Here is a 16,220-nt window from a genome sequence, read left to right on the forward strand (position 1 = left end):
TTCAGCAAAGCTATTACCACAATGTTAGGTATATGTTAGATGTAAATTACCATTTGTTTACCCGAATGTTAATTTAATGTTAATGCCTATTTGGATCAATACTTTATGCCTGTTTTTTTGCATATAAAGTGCAATAACCAGATCGGACCTATTAACAGGAATTTAACATCGTCCAGGAACGAAGGTTTCTTTCCTTCGATCTTATGACCAATAAACTGACCAATCCACGACAATACAAAAATGGCAACACAAACCAGCCACAATGCCGGGCCTCCATTCTTTTCCCACTGTTCAATAGAAACGATCCCAAAACTCATCATGGAAATCAGTATGAGCATCATATAAGACAATACGGGTGAAAGTTTATAATAGTAAAATATAGAGAAGGCAATTAGAAAAGATGCCCAGTTCAGGTAATCGGCATAACGGCCTAAAAACTCCAGTTTTGGAAATGGAATTGCCCAAACAAGACCAAGCAGGCTGAATACAATTAAAGGAACACAGATCCAGTGAATAATTTCATTAGAATGGTTTTGATGGCTTTCTGCATATTTATCAAAAAGGACATCTACCTCACTTCTTTGCACCGTTTTCATATTGGATTAGATTATATGTAAAAATAAAAAAAGCGGAGGAATAATCCACCGCTTTTATAAATATAATAAGCTTGATCTATTTGGCAAATGCTACAGATCTTGTTTCACGAATTACGGTAACCTTAATCTGTCCCGGATAGGTCATTTCAGTTTGGATACGGTTTGAGATATCAGCGGCCAATAATTCTGCCTGCTGGTCTGTTACGCGTTCACTTTCTACAACCACCCTTAGTTCACGTCCTGCCTGGATTGCAAATGTTTTCTCTACACCAGGATAAGAAAGGGCAAGCTCTTCTAATTCTTTTAACCGTTTAATATAGCTTTCTACAACCTCACGTCTTGCACCCGGTCTTGCACCAGAGATGGCATCACAAGCCTGAACAATTGGTGAGATCATTGAGGTCATCTCGATTTCATCATGGTGGGCACCAATTGCATTACAGATCTCCGGATGTTCTTTATATTTTTCTGCAAGCTGCATTCCTAAAATAGCGTGTGGCAACTCAGGGTTGTCATCAGGCACTTTACCTATATCGTGCAATAATCCGGCACGCTTGGCCATTTTTGCATTTAAACCCAGTTCAGCAGCCATGGTAGCGCAGAAATTAGCAACCTCACGGGAGTGATGTAACAGGTTCTGACCATAAGATGAACGGTAACGCATCCGTCCAACCATCCGGATCAGCTCAGGGTGTAAACCATGAATACCCAAATCGATTACCGTACGTTCACCAATTTCAACAATCTCATCCTCAATCTGCTTTTTCGTTTTGGCAACAACTTCTTCAATTCGTGCCGGGTGGATCCTTCCATCGGTAACCAAACGGTGTAAAGCAAGGCGGGCAATCTCTCTTCTTACCGGATCAAAACCAGATAGTATAATTGCTTCAGGGGTATCATCAACAATGATCTCGATACCAGTAGCAGCTTCAAGGGCGCGAATGTTACGGCCTTCTCTACCAATTACACGACCTTTAATCTCATCACTTTCAATATGAAAGATAGAAACCGTATTTTCAATGGCAGCTTCAACCGCAGTACGCTGGATGGTCTGGATCACAACTTTCTTAGCTTCTTTAGTTGCAGTAAGCTTCGCTTCGTCTACAATATCCTTAACCTGGATCATAGCCTGGGTACGCGCTTCCTGCTTCATGTTTTCAACCAGCTGGTTTTTAGCTTCTTCAGCACTTAAACCGGCAATCGTTTCAAGTTGCTTTACATGTTGATTTTTCAACAGTTCTACTTCTTCCTGCTTTTTCAATGCAATCTCAGTTTGCTTGTCCAGGTTCTTTTTATGGTTGTCCATCTCCTGGTCCTTACGTGTTGCATTTTCAAGACGCTGATTTAAGGATTGCTCTTTTTGTTTGACCGCATTTTCGCGCTGGTTGATCTGGTTATTTTTAGAATTTACTTCCTGTTCATGTTCCGACTTTAATTGTAAGAACTTTTCTTTGGCTTCCAGGATCCTGTCTTTCTTTAAGATCTCTGCGTTGATTTCCGCATCTTTAAGTATTTTCTTAACCTTGCTCTGAACTGCTACTTCCTGCTTTTTAAGCAGGCTGCGCAGGAGGAATCTTCCTATTATAACACCGATTACTAAACCGGCAAGTACATATCCTAATATTTCCATTCTATTTATTTAAAAACTATCGTGCCGCTGCACAACTGTAAAAACGTGTAAAAAAAAACCGCAACTACCTTTAAATTCCCCTGTTTTAAAAACCTCAACGAGTTATAATTAGGATTTAAGTCATTTTCAGGTGCAAAGCAGATGAAATACACTCTCTCAATCCTATAAATATTGAAGTGTTAAGTTTTAAAAATAGTGAAACTCAAAAACTAGCTGCGGCTATATCTTTGTTTAATCTTTTAACTAATATAAAGAACGCTCCTATTTGGAGAAAAAATCGTTTAATAAACTATCTAATTCGTCAACCTTTTCAGCAACCTCTGTATCCTGGTTCTGAACTTTGTTTTCTACCTTAAGTACTGCTGTTGCATAATGCAGTACGGCCATAGAAAGCAAATCCTGTTTATCTCTAACCGCATAATTTTCCTGATAATCTTTTATACGTTCATTAATAATCTTGGCTGCGCGCCTTACAATTTCTTCCTCTTCCATACTCACCTTTAAGGGGTAGATACGGTCAGAAATAGTTATTTTTATCGAGATTTCTCCCATTATTTAGCTTTGTTTCACTTTCTGGTATTCCTTATTTCTTAAGTAATACAACACACTTATCTATTTCACGCACAAAATCGTTAATTTTTTGCTTTATATCAAGAGTCTTTTCACTTGTACCCTCAATACTTTTTGCAAGCTTCAAAACCCTAAGCTTTTCTTCCATGTCCAGGTTCTTATTTTTAGCCGTATCAAGAGCAGCCTTTACAGACTGGTTCTCCAGCTTTAATAAGTCATTTTCTTCCTGTAAAGCATTACAGAGCTCTATTAAGCGAGCTGTTTTATGCAATACTGAGTTTAACTGGCCGGCAACAGAAGGCATCTTATTAAATTTTGTTATTTTATTTGTTTAACTTATCCTGAAAACTGAATCTATTTTCTAATTTCTGCTTTCGCTGTTTGTGCTAAGTTATATATAATCTTTTGCATAACAGAATCAATTTGCTTGTCTGTTAAAGTTTGCTCATCATCCTGAAGGGTAAAGTTCAGGGCATAAGACTTTTTACCCGCAGGAAGCTTATCACCAAGATACACATCAAACACCTGAATTGCACGGATTAGCTTCTTCTCGGTCTTGAAAGCAATTGTTTTCAGATCGTCAAAAGTAACGTTCGTATCAACCAGCATAGAAAGGTCTCTTCGTACCGACGGATACTTAGCAACTTCCTTATTGATGATCTTATTCTTTCTTACCAGGTCTAAAAGCAGGGCCCAGTCAAAATCAGCATAATAAACATCTTTATCAATATCGGCTTGCTTCTTATCGGCAGCAGTTACCGCACCAAAGGTTACAATGGTCTTATCGCCTCTAAAATATTTCAGTCCAAATGCAAAGTCCTCATCCTTTACTTCCTCTGTCTGATAAGTAGTGATCCCCAAACGTCCGATCACGGCATCAACAGCACCCTTTAAATGATAAAAACTTACCGGGGTTACTTTTTGGTTCCATTGTTCCGGCTGGATCGAACCAGAAAGCACCATCAATAAACGCGGGCGTTCCACATACTTCTCATTAATGAGATGATATGTTTTACCAAATTCATAGAACTTAATATCGGTCGTTTTCCGGTTTATATTGTAAGCTACACTTTCCAAAGCCGGCATTAACAGGCTCTGGCGCATTACATTCAGATCAGCACTCAATGGATTCAGGATCTGAACCGCTTCATCCGGTTGTTTAGAATACGTACCTTTAGTTAACGAGTTACACCAGATCTCCAGAAAACCGTTAGCGGTAAGCAAATCTGCAATTACATGCTGTGTTTGTTCCTTATCGGGCTTGGCGGTATAAGATAGAGATGCATTTATTTTACTGGGGATCTCAATATTGTTATAACCATAGATGCGCAATACCTCTTCAGTAATGTCACATTCACGGGTAACATCAACCCTATAGCCCGGCACTTTTAACTGTAGTCCTTCCGCAGTCTCTTCAGTAACTTCAATTCCTAAAGCAGTAATAATTCCTTTAATTTCCGCAGAAGGAATGTTGCTGCCAATTAATTTATTGATGTTTAGATAGCTAACACTAACCTCAAAAGGCAATACATGAACAGGATAAATGTCAGATATTGATGAACTGATCTCGCCGCCTGCAAGTTCTTTAATAAGCAGCGCAGCACGTTTTAACGCAATCACCGTCATATCTATATCAGTACCACGCTCAAATCTGAACGAAGCATCTGTTTTTAATCCAAAACGTTTCGAAGTCTTACGTACAGAAACCGGGTTAAAATATGCGCTTTCCAGAAATATGTTAGTAGTACCCTCGCTTACGCCAGAATCTTTACCACCAAAAACACCGGCAATACACATTGGTTCTTCTGCGTTACAGATCATCAAGTCTTCCGCATCCAGTTTACGCATAAGTCCGTCAAGCGTTACAAAGGGCGTATCCTTTGCGCACTTCTTAACCACTACTTTCCCACCTTTGATCTGGTCTGCATCAAATGCATGAAGCGGCTGTCCAAGATCATGCAGCACATAATTTGTAATATCTACAATGTTATTGATTGGTCTGATACCAATCACTTTCAGCTTGTCCTGCAGCCATTCAGGCGATGTTTTAACGGTAACACCAGAAATAGAAACACTGCTGTATCTTTTGCATGCATCTGTATCTTCAACGGTAACAGCTATATCCTGAGTCTCCTTATCTGTTTTAAATGCAGAAACATCAGGCATAGTAATTCCGGTACGGAAGTAGGCAGCTAAATCTCTTGCCACCCCTAAATGCGAAGCTGCATCAGCCCGGTTAGGGGTTAAGCCAATCTCAAAAAGATAATCATCCTCCAGGTTAAAATAGCTTTTGGCAGCAATACCAATCTGGGTATCTTCCGGCAAAACCATAATTCCGGCATGAGAAGCGCCAAGACCAATTTCATCTTCTGCACAGATCATTCCTTCAGAAACTTCGCCTCTTATCTTTGATTTGTTAATTTTAAAAGGCTCGCCTTCATTTGGGTAAACAGTTGTACCAACAGTAGCTACTACAACTTTCTGTCCCTGGGCTACATTGGGGGCTCCGCAAACAATCTGCAGAATTGCTTCAGCACCAACATCAACAGTAGTTATGCGCAAGCGGTCTGCATTTGGATGTTGTACACAACTTAAAACATGGCCAATCACTAATCCTTCTAACCCACCCACAACAGGCTGTACCGTTTCTAAGCTTTCAACCTCTAAACCGATATTCGTTAATACCAGGGAAAGTTCTTGTGGCGTTTGATCAGTATTTATGAATTGTTTTAACCAATTATAGGATATTTTCATGTTGTCATTCAAATAAAATGCAAAGATATAAAATAATGCTATCGCTTATCATTTCTGCTCATGATAAGTTTTAGCAGTTAATAAGTTGCTCAAAGCAAGTCCCCATCGCCAAAACTATAATACAAACTATTGTAAACAATCAAGTGATCTAAAACCGGAAGATCCAATATTTTACCTGCAGCGATCAGTTTCCTTGTTAAATTTAAGTCTTGTACACTTGGTTTTAAATTACCGGAAGGATGGTTATGTGCTAAAATAATATTAGAGGCTTTCTGTTCCAATGCTATTTTAAATATAATTTTTGGATCTGCCAATGTACCGGCTACCCCACCTTTACTAATCTGTTGTTTGCCTATCACACAATTGGCGTGATTAAGCAGAATGATCCAAAATTCTTCGTGACTTAAGTCGGCAAAAATAGATGAAACTATATTAAAGGCATCCCGGGATGAACTCACTTTATGAACAACCTTTGTTTGGATATCCTTTCTTCTCACACTCAATTCCAATGCGGCAACAATAGCAATTGCTTTCGCATCTCCTATTCCCTTAAACCTGGTAAGTTCTTTTACAGAAGCCTTTGCCAATGCATCCAGATCATTTTCATAAAAAGCCAGAATTCGTTTACTTAAATCTACTGCGGTCTCCTCTTTATTACCCGAAGAGATCAAAATGGCGACCAGTTCTGCATCAGTAAGATTTCTTCGGCCAGTTAGAATCAGTTTTTCACGGGGCTGATCAGCCTCTGCCCAAGATTTTAATACAATTTTTTGTTCATAGATATCCATTGGTAAAGCTATATCTATTTTAGCCTATTAACAACCACCTAATCTTTATTAATCTACTTTATATGTCCAACGTTGCAGGGAGGCAAACTAGTTTTTCTATAGGATCATCTGTTGGTATAAAAGAATATAACCCAATTACAATAACTGCAATCAAGGTTAAAAGAGGAGATTTATTTTTCACAATTGAATTATAGCCGGTTAGCTATTAAAAATAACAAATCAAAATCCGATCTCAAATGAATGAAGGTAAATGTTTGAACAAAAAAAACGGGATATGCATTTGCATATCCCGTTTGAATATTGTAAAGCTTTATTTATTTTAAGCCATTAACAAATTTTGTCAATTTAGATTTGTTGTTAGCTGCTTTGTTCTTGTGGATAACGCTTTTCTTGGCTAAACGATCTAACATAGAGATTACTTTAGGTAATAACTCTAAACCAGTTTTTTTATCTTCAGAAGCACGTAATCTTTTGATAAACGTACGTGTAGTTTTTGCTTGGTATCTATTACGTAAACGTTTAGTAGCGTTTGCTCTGATTCTTTTTAATGAAGATTTATGATTTGCCATTTTTCTTTAGCCTTTATTTTTCTATATTTTTCGGACTGCAAATATAGAACTAATGTTTTTAAAATACAAAATACATTTAAAAATATTTTTTCATCCCTATGCGCACTGATTTTCAGCATACACCACTCAACAACATCAACAGATCAAAATGCAAGTTAGCCAGCATTTTATTTATGAGCACAAATAACGCATTTCCAACCCATAAAAGGAATATTTCATACAAACCTGAAAACAACCTTTAATAAATACAAAAAATAATCATATAAATTAAATAAAAACTAAAATATTTTATTTATATTTAAATAATAATTCAGAAGTGCCCTTAGATTGGGTGTTAAAGAGATAGGGTTGAGTAGTACTTTTACAGGGTGCTCACAGGGTTGTAACAGGGTGCTAACAGGGTCATAACAGGGTCGGGAGCTAACGATCTCCTTGTTAATAATGAGTATAAAGTAATTAAATTTTCAGTTAATCCCGAAGGCAACCTTATGGGTGGTGCTTTCCGGGCAATCGTTTACTTTTTTTATTAACAAAAACAGATTATGGCAAGAGTTAAAAATGGAATTATGGGAGGCTTTAGTGGTAAAGCAGGCCCGGTAGTTGGTTACAACATTCGTGATGAGTGGTTCATGAGGGGTGCGCCTAAACTCAGAACACACTGGACAGATAATGAGCTGCTCAATCAGGCAAAATTTGGATTGATCACTAATTATCTTGATCCACTAAAAGCATTAATTAAAGTAGGGTTCAAAAACTACTATACAAAAACAGGCGGATATCGTGCTGCATTGTCCTACACAAAAAAGGTTGCTTTTATAACAAATAAGAATGGATTCTATATAGATTCTGAATTATTCAGAATAAGTGGAGGGCCATTGCTTATGGCTAAAGACCCTGCAGTAACGATCAAAAGTTTGAATGTATTAAAGTTTACCTGGGATGCATCAAACCTGGATTATAACAATCAGGCCGATCAGATCATGGTTTTAATTTATGACCCTGTTCTGTTACAGGCTCAGGTAACAATTTACAATGGCGCATTTAGAAAAGATGGAGTATACGAGCTGCCGTTTCAGCTTCGTTTTGAAGGCAGAGAAGTAGACATCCATATCGGTTTTGTAGCAGCAGACCGGCAATCACAATCAAACAGTCAATATTTAGGAAGTATTAAATTACCTAAATTAACCGCTGTTGAAGCTGAAAAATTAATCAGGGCCGGAAAGAAAACCAAAAAACTAAGCAAACTGGACCTTCAGTTTATTGCCCGGCACGTTTAACCAGCTAATAACCATTACAGCCATTGTTTGTAGCATTTAAGCTAAAAACAATGGCTTTTTTAGCTTAAATTGAAAATAATCAAACTTTTATCTAAGTTTGGGATTATAAGGACAAGCTAAATGAAAAAACGCATCGCCATATTTGCTTCAGGTTCGGGATCTAATGCCCAAAAATTGATGGAACACTTTAAACCCAATACGGGTGTAGAGATTGCTTTGGTGCTCAGCAATAATCCTGATGCCTATGTACTGCAGCGTGCAGACAATTATGAGATCCCGGTGCACATTTTCGACAGGCAAGAATTTTACCATACCAATGATGTAATAGACCTCCTAAAAAACCTGGATATCGATCTGATCGTACTCGCAGGTTTCTTATGGCTAATCCCTAAAAACCTGATCAGTGAATATCCTGGCAGGATCATCAATATCCATCCCGCACTGCTGCCTAAATTTGGCGGAAAAGGAATGTACGGAGATCATGTACACAATGCGATATTAGAGGCTGGGGAGACTGAAGGCGGCATTACCATTCATTATGTGGATGAGAATTATGACGAAGGACAGTACATCTACCAGGCCAGATATAAGATTGATAAGGGCGACAATCTGGAGATGATCAAATTCAAAGGACAGCAGCTGGAACACCATCATTATCCACGTATAATTGACGGGATCATAAAAAAGATAAAAAAGTAAATTTATCAAGTAAAAAATTCTAATTTTGCGGCTCAAAATTTTTCTCTGATGAGTCAATCCATAAAGATCAAAAACGCTTTAATTTCAGTTTATTACAAGGATGGTTTAGAACCTTTGGTTCGTCTGCTTGCTAAGCAGGATGTCCAATTGTTCTCTACCGGCGGCACTGAACAATTTATAAAAGATTTAAACCTTCCGGTTACAGCAGTTGAAGACCTTACCGGTTACCCGTCAATTCTTGGTGGCAGAGTTAAAACCCTCCACCCAAAAGTATTCGGTGGTATTTTAAACCGCAGAGGCCTGACCTCAGATCAGCAGCAGATCGCTGAATATGAGATTCCAGAAATAGACCTTGTTATTGTAGACTTATATCCTTTTGAAGAAACCCTGAAAGCTGGTGGTACTGAAGAAGAGATCATAGAGAAAATAGATATTGGTGGTATCTCCCTGATCAGGGCTGCAGCTAAAAATTTTAATGATGTAGTGATCATCGCCTCTAAAGATGATTACTCAACCTTAGTTGAACAGCTGGAAGCACAAAATGGAGAAACATCATTGGTTCAGCGTAAATCTTACGCTAAAAAAGCTTTCCATACTTCTTCAAATTACGACACTGCAATATTCAACTACTTTAATACCGAAGAGCCGCTTAATGTGTTCAAACAAAGTATCAGCGCTTCGCAAACCTTAAGATATGGAGAAAACCCACATCAAAAAGGTACATTCTATGGTAACCTGGATGAAATGTTCACCAAACTAAACGGTAAAGAACTTTCATATAATAACCTGGTAGATGTAGATGCCGCTGTTGCGCTGATCGATGAATTCGAAGCACCTACATTTGCGATCCTTAAACATACCAATGCCTGTGGTGTTGCGTCTAAAGACAGTATCCTGGAGGCCTGGAATGTGGCTTTAGCATGTGATCCGGTTTCTGCATTTGGCGGTGTCCTGATTGCTAACCGAGAGGTTGACCTGGCTACGGCTACAGAGATCAACAAATTGTTTTTCGAGGTGCTGATTGCCCCTTCCTATCAGGCTGAAGCCATTGAGCTTTTCCGTGGTAAGAAAAACAGGGTAATCCTGCAAAGAAATGAAGTAGAACTTAGTAAAAAACAATTCAAGACGCTATTAAACGGAGTCATTGAACAAGATAAAGATCTAATCATTGAAGGTCCGGAACAAATGACCCCGGTAACCGAAGTAAAGCCAACAGCACAGGAGTTGAAAGATCTTTATTTTGCGAATAAAATTGTAAAACATACCAAATCGAACACGATTATTTTTGTTAAAAATGACCAGTTATTGTCCAGTGGTGTAGGTCAAACGTCAAGAGTTGATGCCTTAAAACAGGCAATTGTTAAAGCAGACGCTTTTAATTTTGATTTAAAAGGTTCGGTAATGGCTTCAGATGCATTTTTTCCTTTCCCTGATTGCGTAGAAATAGCTGCCGAAGCAGGCATTACGGCTGTTTTACAGCCAGGTGGCTCCATTAAAGATGCCGATTCTATAAACATGGCAAATGAAAAGGGAATTGCAATGGTAACTACGGGTATCAGACATTTTAAGCACTAATTATTTAGCACTGAATACAATAAAAAGACGTAGTTTTACATTAATATAATATACAGATTTATCAATATTTAAATTATTACCTATAAATGGGTTTATTTAACTGGTTTACACAAGAAGTTGCGATCGATTTAGGTACCGCAAACACCTTGATTATACATAATGACAAAGTAGTAGTTGATGAACCATCAATCGTAGCTTTTGACAGACAAACAAATAAAATTATAGCGATAGGCAGACAGGCCATGCAGATGGAGGGTAAGACGCACGACAATATCCGTACGGTTAGACCGCTTAAGGATGGTGTTATTGCAGATTTTAATGCAGCAGAAGCCATGATCAAAGGTATGATCCGCATGTTAAATGGTGGTAAAGGCTGGATGTTCCCTTCGTTAAGAATGGTGATCTGTATCCCTTCCGGGATTACTGAAGTTGAAAAACGTGCCGTACGTGACTCGGCAGAGATTGCCGGTGCTAAAGAAGTATACCTGATCCATGAGCCTATGGCAGCAGCTGTAGGGATTGGGATCGATGTAGAAGAGCCAATGGGTAACATGATCATTGACATCGGCGGTGGTACTACAGAGATCGCTGTAATCGCTTTATCAGGTATCGTATGCGACCAGTCTATCCGGGTAGCGGGAGACAACTTTGATTCGGACATCGTAAACTACATCCGTCGCCAGCATAACATCATGATTGGTGACCGTACTGCTGAGAAAATTAAGATTGAAGTAGGTGCTGCTTTACCAGAACTTACAGATCCGCCAGCAGACTTTGCGGTACAGGGAAGAGATTTGATGACCGGTGTTCCAAAACAGATCACAGTATCGTATACTGAAATTGCACATTGCCTGGATAAGTCCATTTCAAAAATTGAAGAGGCCATCCTCAAAGCTTTAGAGATCACTCCGCCAGAGCTGTCTGCAGATATTTATCAAACCGGTATTTACCTTACCGGAGGTGGTGCATTGCTTCGTGGTCTTGATAAACGTGTTGCCGCTAAAACAAAACTTCCGGTACATGTTGCTGAAGATCCGCTTCGTGCCGTAGTACGGGGTACAGGTATTGCCTTAAAAAACATAGGCAGCTTTAAATTTTTAATGCAATAAATTAATGAATGTCAAAATGACCTTGCCTGGAAACTGTTTAAAGCATTCCAGGCAAGGTTAAGATATAACTAAATATGCGTAACCTTTGGATTTTCATAAACAGATATAACGCATTTTTCTTTTTCATTATTTTTTTCTGTATTGGAATCATTCTTACGGTAAAAAACAATGCCTATCAGCGCAGTGTTACTGTCAACTCTACCAATCAGGTAGTTGGCGATGTTTATAACAACCTCAATGTATTTAAAAAGTATCTGAACTTAGGATCTGTAAATGACAGTCTGGCTGCGGAGAATGCCAAACTAAGAACCGAGATCCTGGCCATTAAAAATGTAGATACTACAAAAGATGTGGTTGTTAAAGACACATCCGGGATTCCTCAATACCAATTTGTCCCTGCACGGGTAATTAAAAATTCTATTACCTTAAGAAACAACATCATTACGATCAATAAGGGCAAGGCTGACGGAATAGTGAGCGGCATGCCTGTTATCTCACCTGTAAAAGGGGTAGTTGGCTACATCCATGATGTTTCGGAGCACCTGGCCACCATTAAGTCGTTATTGCATAAAGACACCTACATCAGTGTAAGCATTAAAAAGAACAATGCCGTTGGTTCACTAATCTGGGGTGTGGGAAATACAGATTTCAGAAAGGCTTATATTAAAGACATACCGAATCACTTTAAGATCAATCTTAAAGATACTGTCGTTACTTCCGGCTTTTCTTCATTTCCAGCAGGTATCCCGGTAGGAATAGTCAGCAATACCGGAATTGCTACTGGTGGTAACTTCATGACGATAGAAATTAACCTGCTTAATGATTTCAGCAGTTTACAATACGTGTATGTTATCAAAGATAAATTTGCACAGGAACAGAAAGATCTAGAAGCTAAAATACCCAATGAACAGTAAATTAATCATAGTCAATATTGTCAGGTGGTTCATCCTGCTTCTAACACAGATCCTTTTATTAAGGAACCTGAGTTTTTACAACCTGGCCACTCCTTTTGTATACATTCTGTTTCTGTTACTGCTACCTTTTCGTATCCCCAACCTACTGCTTTACCTGGTTGCGTTTATTACCGGTTTAACGTTAGATGCTTTTTACGATACACTTGGCGTTCATGTTTCAGCATGTATTGCCTTAGCTTTTGTTCGTGTGCTATTCATTTCAGTAACCGTAAACCGGGATAATTTCGATGAACCAGATCCTACTCTGGGAAACATGGGCTTCAAATGGTTCATCTTATATTCTTCACTATGTATCATTACCCATCACATTGTATTGTTCTTCCTGGAAACCTTTAGATTGACAGAATTTTCTTATACCTTGTTAAGGTGCTTATTAAGCAGTGTATTCACATTATTTATTGTAGTACTGATCGAATTTGTTTTTTATAATAGAAAGATGCGCTAATGGACAATTTGTTTAATCGAAAATACATTGTACAAGGATTATTCATTGTTGTTTCCTTAATACTTTTAGGGACACTGTTCTATATACAGGTTGCCAGTGACAGGTATTTTCTATCTGCAGAAAGCAATGTACTGCGTAAGATCTATACCTTTCCTGCCCGTGGGATCATTTTAGACCGAAATGAAAAAGTTTTGGTCCAAAACGAACCTGTTTACGATCTGATGATCATACCAAATGATTTTAAGGCTGCAGATACGCTTAAGCCTATAGATACACTTGAACTTTGCAACATTATCGGCATTGATATGATTAAGTTTAGAAAAAACTTAAAGAAATCAACAAATCAATCCCTGTTTCAACCGAGTATATTTGAAGGGCAACTTTCTGTAGAGATCTATCAGTCGCTTTCAGAGAAGCTTTCCCGTTTTCCAGGATTTTTTGTGCAGAGCAGAACCATCCGAAACTATCCTGATAGTATAGCGTCTCAGTTTTTGGGTTATATCAAGGAAGTTTCAGCAAAAGAAATAGAGAAATCGGAAGGTTATTACCGGCCTACAGATTATATTGGAAAATCAGGTGTTGAGAAATCCTATGAAACTTTACTTCGGGGCAAACGCGGGGTAGTCCGCATGTTATATGATGTGCATAACGTACCAAAAGGAAGTTATGCGGATGGAAAGTTTGATACCGCCGCTGTATCCGGAGAACAACTGATCTCTTCGCTGGATATCAGGCTTCAAAAGATGGGCGAAGAGCTGATGAAAAATAAAGTAGGAAGTATCGTTGCTATTGAGCCATCTACCGGAGAGATCCTTGCTTTTGTAAGCGCTCCGGGATACGACCCAAATGAAATGGTTGGCCGGCAGTCGGGCAATAATTACATGAAATATCTTGGTGCTCCTAACCGTCCGCTTAATGTTCGTCCAATTGCTGGTTACTATTCTCCTGGATCTGCTTTTAAGCCCCTGGACGCGCTTCTTGGTTTACAGGAAGGCGTGATAGACCCAAATACAACATTTAACTGCCCTGGAGGCTTTAGAGCAGGGAGTCTTTGGGTAAGGTGCGAACATGTTGACGGTAACATCGCATTGCGAAGAGGTCTAGCCAGGTCTTGCAATACTTATGCCTGCTATGTGTTCCAAAAGCTGATTACTCAGAAAAAATATAAAAACCAAAAGGTTGCTTATGATGAATGGCAAAAGAAAGTTAGGAAATTTGGTATTGGTGATACATTGGGTGTTGATCTTCCGGGAGAGCGACGCGGCAGATTATATGACGAAGCCTATTACTCTGGCAAATACAGCAAATATTGGGGATATTCTACCGTAATTTCATTAGCCATTGGACAGGGAGAGATGGCTACTACGCCATTACAGATGGCAAATATTATGGCTATTATTGCCAACAGGGGATATTACATTAAGCCGCATCTGGTTAAGGGTATCGGAACAAACCGTACCATCAGGCCAGAATATCTGAAAAAGAATTATGTTGGCGTAGATGCAAAACATTTTGAGCCGGTAATTGACGGTATGCAAGATGCAGTAAATACCTCATGGGGTACTGCAATAGCCTCAAGGATCGATAACATCATCATGTGCGGTAAGACAGGTACGGTTCAAAATTCACACGGTAAAAACCACTCTGTATTTATTGGGTTTGCGCCAAGGGACAATCCCAAAATTGCCATTGCGGTAATCGTTGAAAATGCAGGCTATGGAAGTACCTATGCCGCTCCTATTGCAAGTTTCATTACAGAAAAATATTTAAAAGACAGTGTGGCAGTTTATAAACGCGCACAGATAGAGTGGATGAAAAAACAAGTTGTTTTGCCTGCTGAGCCCAAACCTAAAGTTGTAACGCCGAAGCCTGGTGATTCTGCAAAGGTAAATACACCCCCAGCTGGCAAGCAAACCATTAAAACAGTTATCAAGCCTAAACCTGCAGTCAAATAATGAGCAACCAACAATCAAACCGGTTCTTTTTTAATGTAGACTGGATCACCATTCTGATCTATGTGGCATTATGTACTATAGGTTTTGTAAATATCTATGCTTCTATACCTACCCAATCTGATTCTTCGGTATTTAACTTTTCAAGTAATTACGGAAAGCAGCTGATCTATATCCTTGCCGGACTGGTTTTGGGCTTTTCCATCTTATTATTAGAGGCCAAATTCTTCAGTGTCTTCTCTCCCATTGTGTATGGGATCACGGTATTGCTGCTCATCATGGTATTGATAGTTGGCAGAAAGGTTGCCGGTAACCAGGCATGGATCTCTATTGGGGGAGGATTTAGGCTTCAACCGGCAGAATTTGCGAAATTTGGAACAGCCCTATTGCTCTCCAGGTATATTAGCAGCTTTAGTCCTAAATTCAGAGATTTTAAGTCCATTTTATTTGCTGCACTAATCATTGGTACACCATTGTTCTTTATCATGATGCAGCCAGATGCCGGGTCTGCATTGGTATTCCTGTCGTTTATGTTTCCGATGTACCGGGAAGGATTGTCGGGCTATTTCCTGCTCATATTTCTGGGAATGATCGTATTGTTTGTGGCAGACTTCTTAGTTCCGATGGCAGTGCTGATTCCAATTATTTTGGCTATTGGCGGCTTTTTCATTTACCAAAACAGGAGAAAGCAAAAGGTTATGTTTTCTGCAATCCTGGTTACCTTTGTTGCAATCGCCTATTTATTCTTGGTTAAAGTCGCTTATGAAAAGGTTTTAAAACCACATCAAAGAACCCGGATTGAGCTCATACTGGGTTTAAAGATGGATCCACGGGGAGTAGGCTATAATGTGATCCAGTCTAAAATTGCGATTGGTTCCGGGCAACTTACCGGTCGCGGATTTTTACAAGGTACTCAGACCAAATATGGGTATGTACCTGCTCAAAGTACAGACTTTATTTTCTCTACCGTAGGAGAAGAATGGGGCTTTGTTGGCTGCTTTGTAGTAATTGGTTTGTATCTGTTCTTACTACTGCGATTAATTAATCTTGCGGAGCGACAGCGATCTACCTTCTCAAGGGTATATGGCTACTGTGTAGCCTGTATCCTTTTCTTCCACGTATTCATTAACATAGGTATGGCTATTGGAATTGTTCCGGTAATTGGAATTCCGTTACCCTTTATCAGCTACGGAGGTTCGTCGCTATGGAGTTTTACCGTGTTGCTGTTTATCTTTTTAAAGCTGGATTCGAACCGGATGGGCTTTATCTAGCTAATCCATCT

At 39.0% G+C, this 16,220-nt stretch carries 15 protein-coding genes; 8 read left to right on the forward strand and 7 right to left on the reverse strand.

Annotated features, from left to right (window positions below; genetic code table 11):
* Positions 1-95 precede the first annotated feature (95 nt).
* The 7 genes from ATK78_RS17445 to rpsT form a co-directional block, all read right to left on the reverse strand.
* Positions 96-596, reverse strand: coding sequence for an Mpo1 family 2-hydroxy fatty acid dioxygenase (locus ATK78_RS17445; RefSeq protein ID WP_133577422.1), 501 nt, complete (start codon positions 594-596; stop codon positions 96-98).
* Positions 597-672: 76 nt separating this feature from the next.
* The gene (gene rny, locus ATK78_RS17450) at positions 673-2,226 is read right to left on the reverse strand and encodes a ribonuclease Y (RefSeq protein ID WP_133577423.1); all 1,554 of its coding nucleotides are present in this window, start codon (positions 2,224-2,226) and stop codon (positions 673-675) included.
* Between the two features lie 261 nt (positions 2,227-2,487).
* Positions 2,488-2,778 (reverse strand): cell division protein ZapA, encoded by a 291-nt coding sequence (locus ATK78_RS17455; RefSeq protein ID WP_133577424.1) that lies wholly within the window; start codon positions 2,776-2,778, stop codon positions 2,488-2,490.
* Positions 2,779-2,809: 31 nt separating this feature from the next.
* Entirely contained in the window at positions 2,810-3,100 is a 291-nt protein-coding gene (locus ATK78_RS17460) for a hypothetical protein (protein WP_133577425.1), read from the reverse strand.
* Positions 3,101-3,150: 50 nt separating this feature from the next.
* Positions 3,151-5,550 carry a phenylalanine--tRNA ligase subunit beta gene (gene pheT, locus ATK78_RS17465; RefSeq protein WP_133577426.1) on the reverse strand — a complete coding sequence of 800 codons (2,400 nt, stop codon included), beginning with the start codon at positions 5,548-5,550 and terminating at the stop codon, positions 3,151-3,153.
* Between the two features lie 89 nt (positions 5,551-5,639).
* Positions 5,640-6,338: a RadC family protein gene (radC, locus tag ATK78_RS17470; protein ID WP_133577427.1), complete on the reverse strand. Its 699-nt coding sequence runs from the start codon at positions 6,336-6,338 to the stop codon at positions 5,640-5,642.
* Positions 6,339-6,652: 314 nt separating this feature from the next.
* Positions 6,653-6,907, reverse strand: coding sequence for a 30S ribosomal protein S20 (gene rpsT / locus ATK78_RS17475; protein ID WP_133577428.1), 255 nt, complete (start codon positions 6,905-6,907; stop codon positions 6,653-6,655).
* A 542-nt stretch (positions 6,908-7,449) separates the two neighbouring features.
* Between rpsT and ATK78_RS17480 the strand changes: the two genes are divergently transcribed.
* The 8 genes from ATK78_RS17480 to rodA all read left to right on the forward strand — a co-directional run bounded on the left by ATK78_RS17480 (position 7,450) and on the right by rodA (position 16,209).
* Positions 7,450-8,184 (forward strand): DUF6266 family protein, encoded by a 735-nt coding sequence (locus ATK78_RS17480; RefSeq protein WP_133577429.1) that lies wholly within the window; start codon positions 7,450-7,452, stop codon positions 8,182-8,184.
* A 120-nt stretch (positions 8,185-8,304) separates the two neighbouring features.
* Complete coding sequence (gene purN / locus ATK78_RS17485) at positions 8,305-8,883, forward strand: phosphoribosylglycinamide formyltransferase (RefSeq protein ID WP_133577430.1); 579 nt, start codon at positions 8,305-8,307, stop codon at positions 8,881-8,883.
* Between the two features lie 48 nt (positions 8,884-8,931).
* The gene (gene purH, locus ATK78_RS17490) at positions 8,932-10,458 is read left to right on the forward strand and encodes a bifunctional phosphoribosylaminoimidazolecarboxamide formyltransferase/IMP cyclohydrolase (RefSeq protein WP_133577431.1); all 1,527 of its coding nucleotides are present in this window, start codon (positions 8,932-8,934) and stop codon (positions 10,456-10,458) included.
* Between the two features lie 86 nt (positions 10,459-10,544).
* On the forward strand, positions 10,545-11,567 hold the full coding sequence (locus tag ATK78_RS17495) for a rod shape-determining protein (RefSeq protein WP_133577432.1): 1,023 nt from the start codon (positions 10,545-10,547) through the stop codon (positions 11,565-11,567).
* 74 nt (positions 11,568-11,641) lie between these two features.
* A complete protein-coding gene (gene mreC / locus ATK78_RS17500; RefSeq protein ID WP_133577433.1) occupies positions 11,642-12,481 on the forward strand; it encodes a rod shape-determining protein MreC in 840 nt (279 codons plus the stop codon).
* Complete coding sequence (locus ATK78_RS17505; RefSeq protein WP_133577434.1) at positions 12,471-12,986, forward strand: rod shape-determining protein MreD; 516 nt, start codon at positions 12,471-12,473, stop codon at positions 12,984-12,986. The genes mreC and ATK78_RS17505 overlap by 11 nt, the downstream gene beginning before the upstream one ends.
* Positions 12,986-14,941 (forward strand): penicillin-binding protein 2, encoded by a 1,956-nt coding sequence (gene mrdA / locus ATK78_RS17510; RefSeq protein ID WP_133577435.1) that lies wholly within the window; start codon positions 12,986-12,988, stop codon positions 14,939-14,941. The genes ATK78_RS17505 and mrdA overlap by 1 nt, the downstream gene beginning before the upstream one ends.
* On the forward strand, positions 14,941-16,209 hold the full coding sequence (gene rodA / locus ATK78_RS17515; RefSeq protein WP_133577436.1) for a rod shape-determining protein RodA: 1,269 nt from the start codon (positions 14,941-14,943) through the stop codon (positions 16,207-16,209). The genes mrdA and rodA overlap by 1 nt, the downstream gene beginning before the upstream one ends.
* The last annotated feature ends 11 nt before the right edge of the window (positions 16,210-16,220 follow it).

Origin of the sequence: Pedobacter metabolipauper, assembly GCF_004362715.1 — a bacterium.
In the GTDB taxonomy this organism is placed as follows: domain Bacteria; phylum Bacteroidota; class Bacteroidia; order Sphingobacteriales; family Sphingobacteriaceae; genus Pedobacter; species Pedobacter metabolipauper.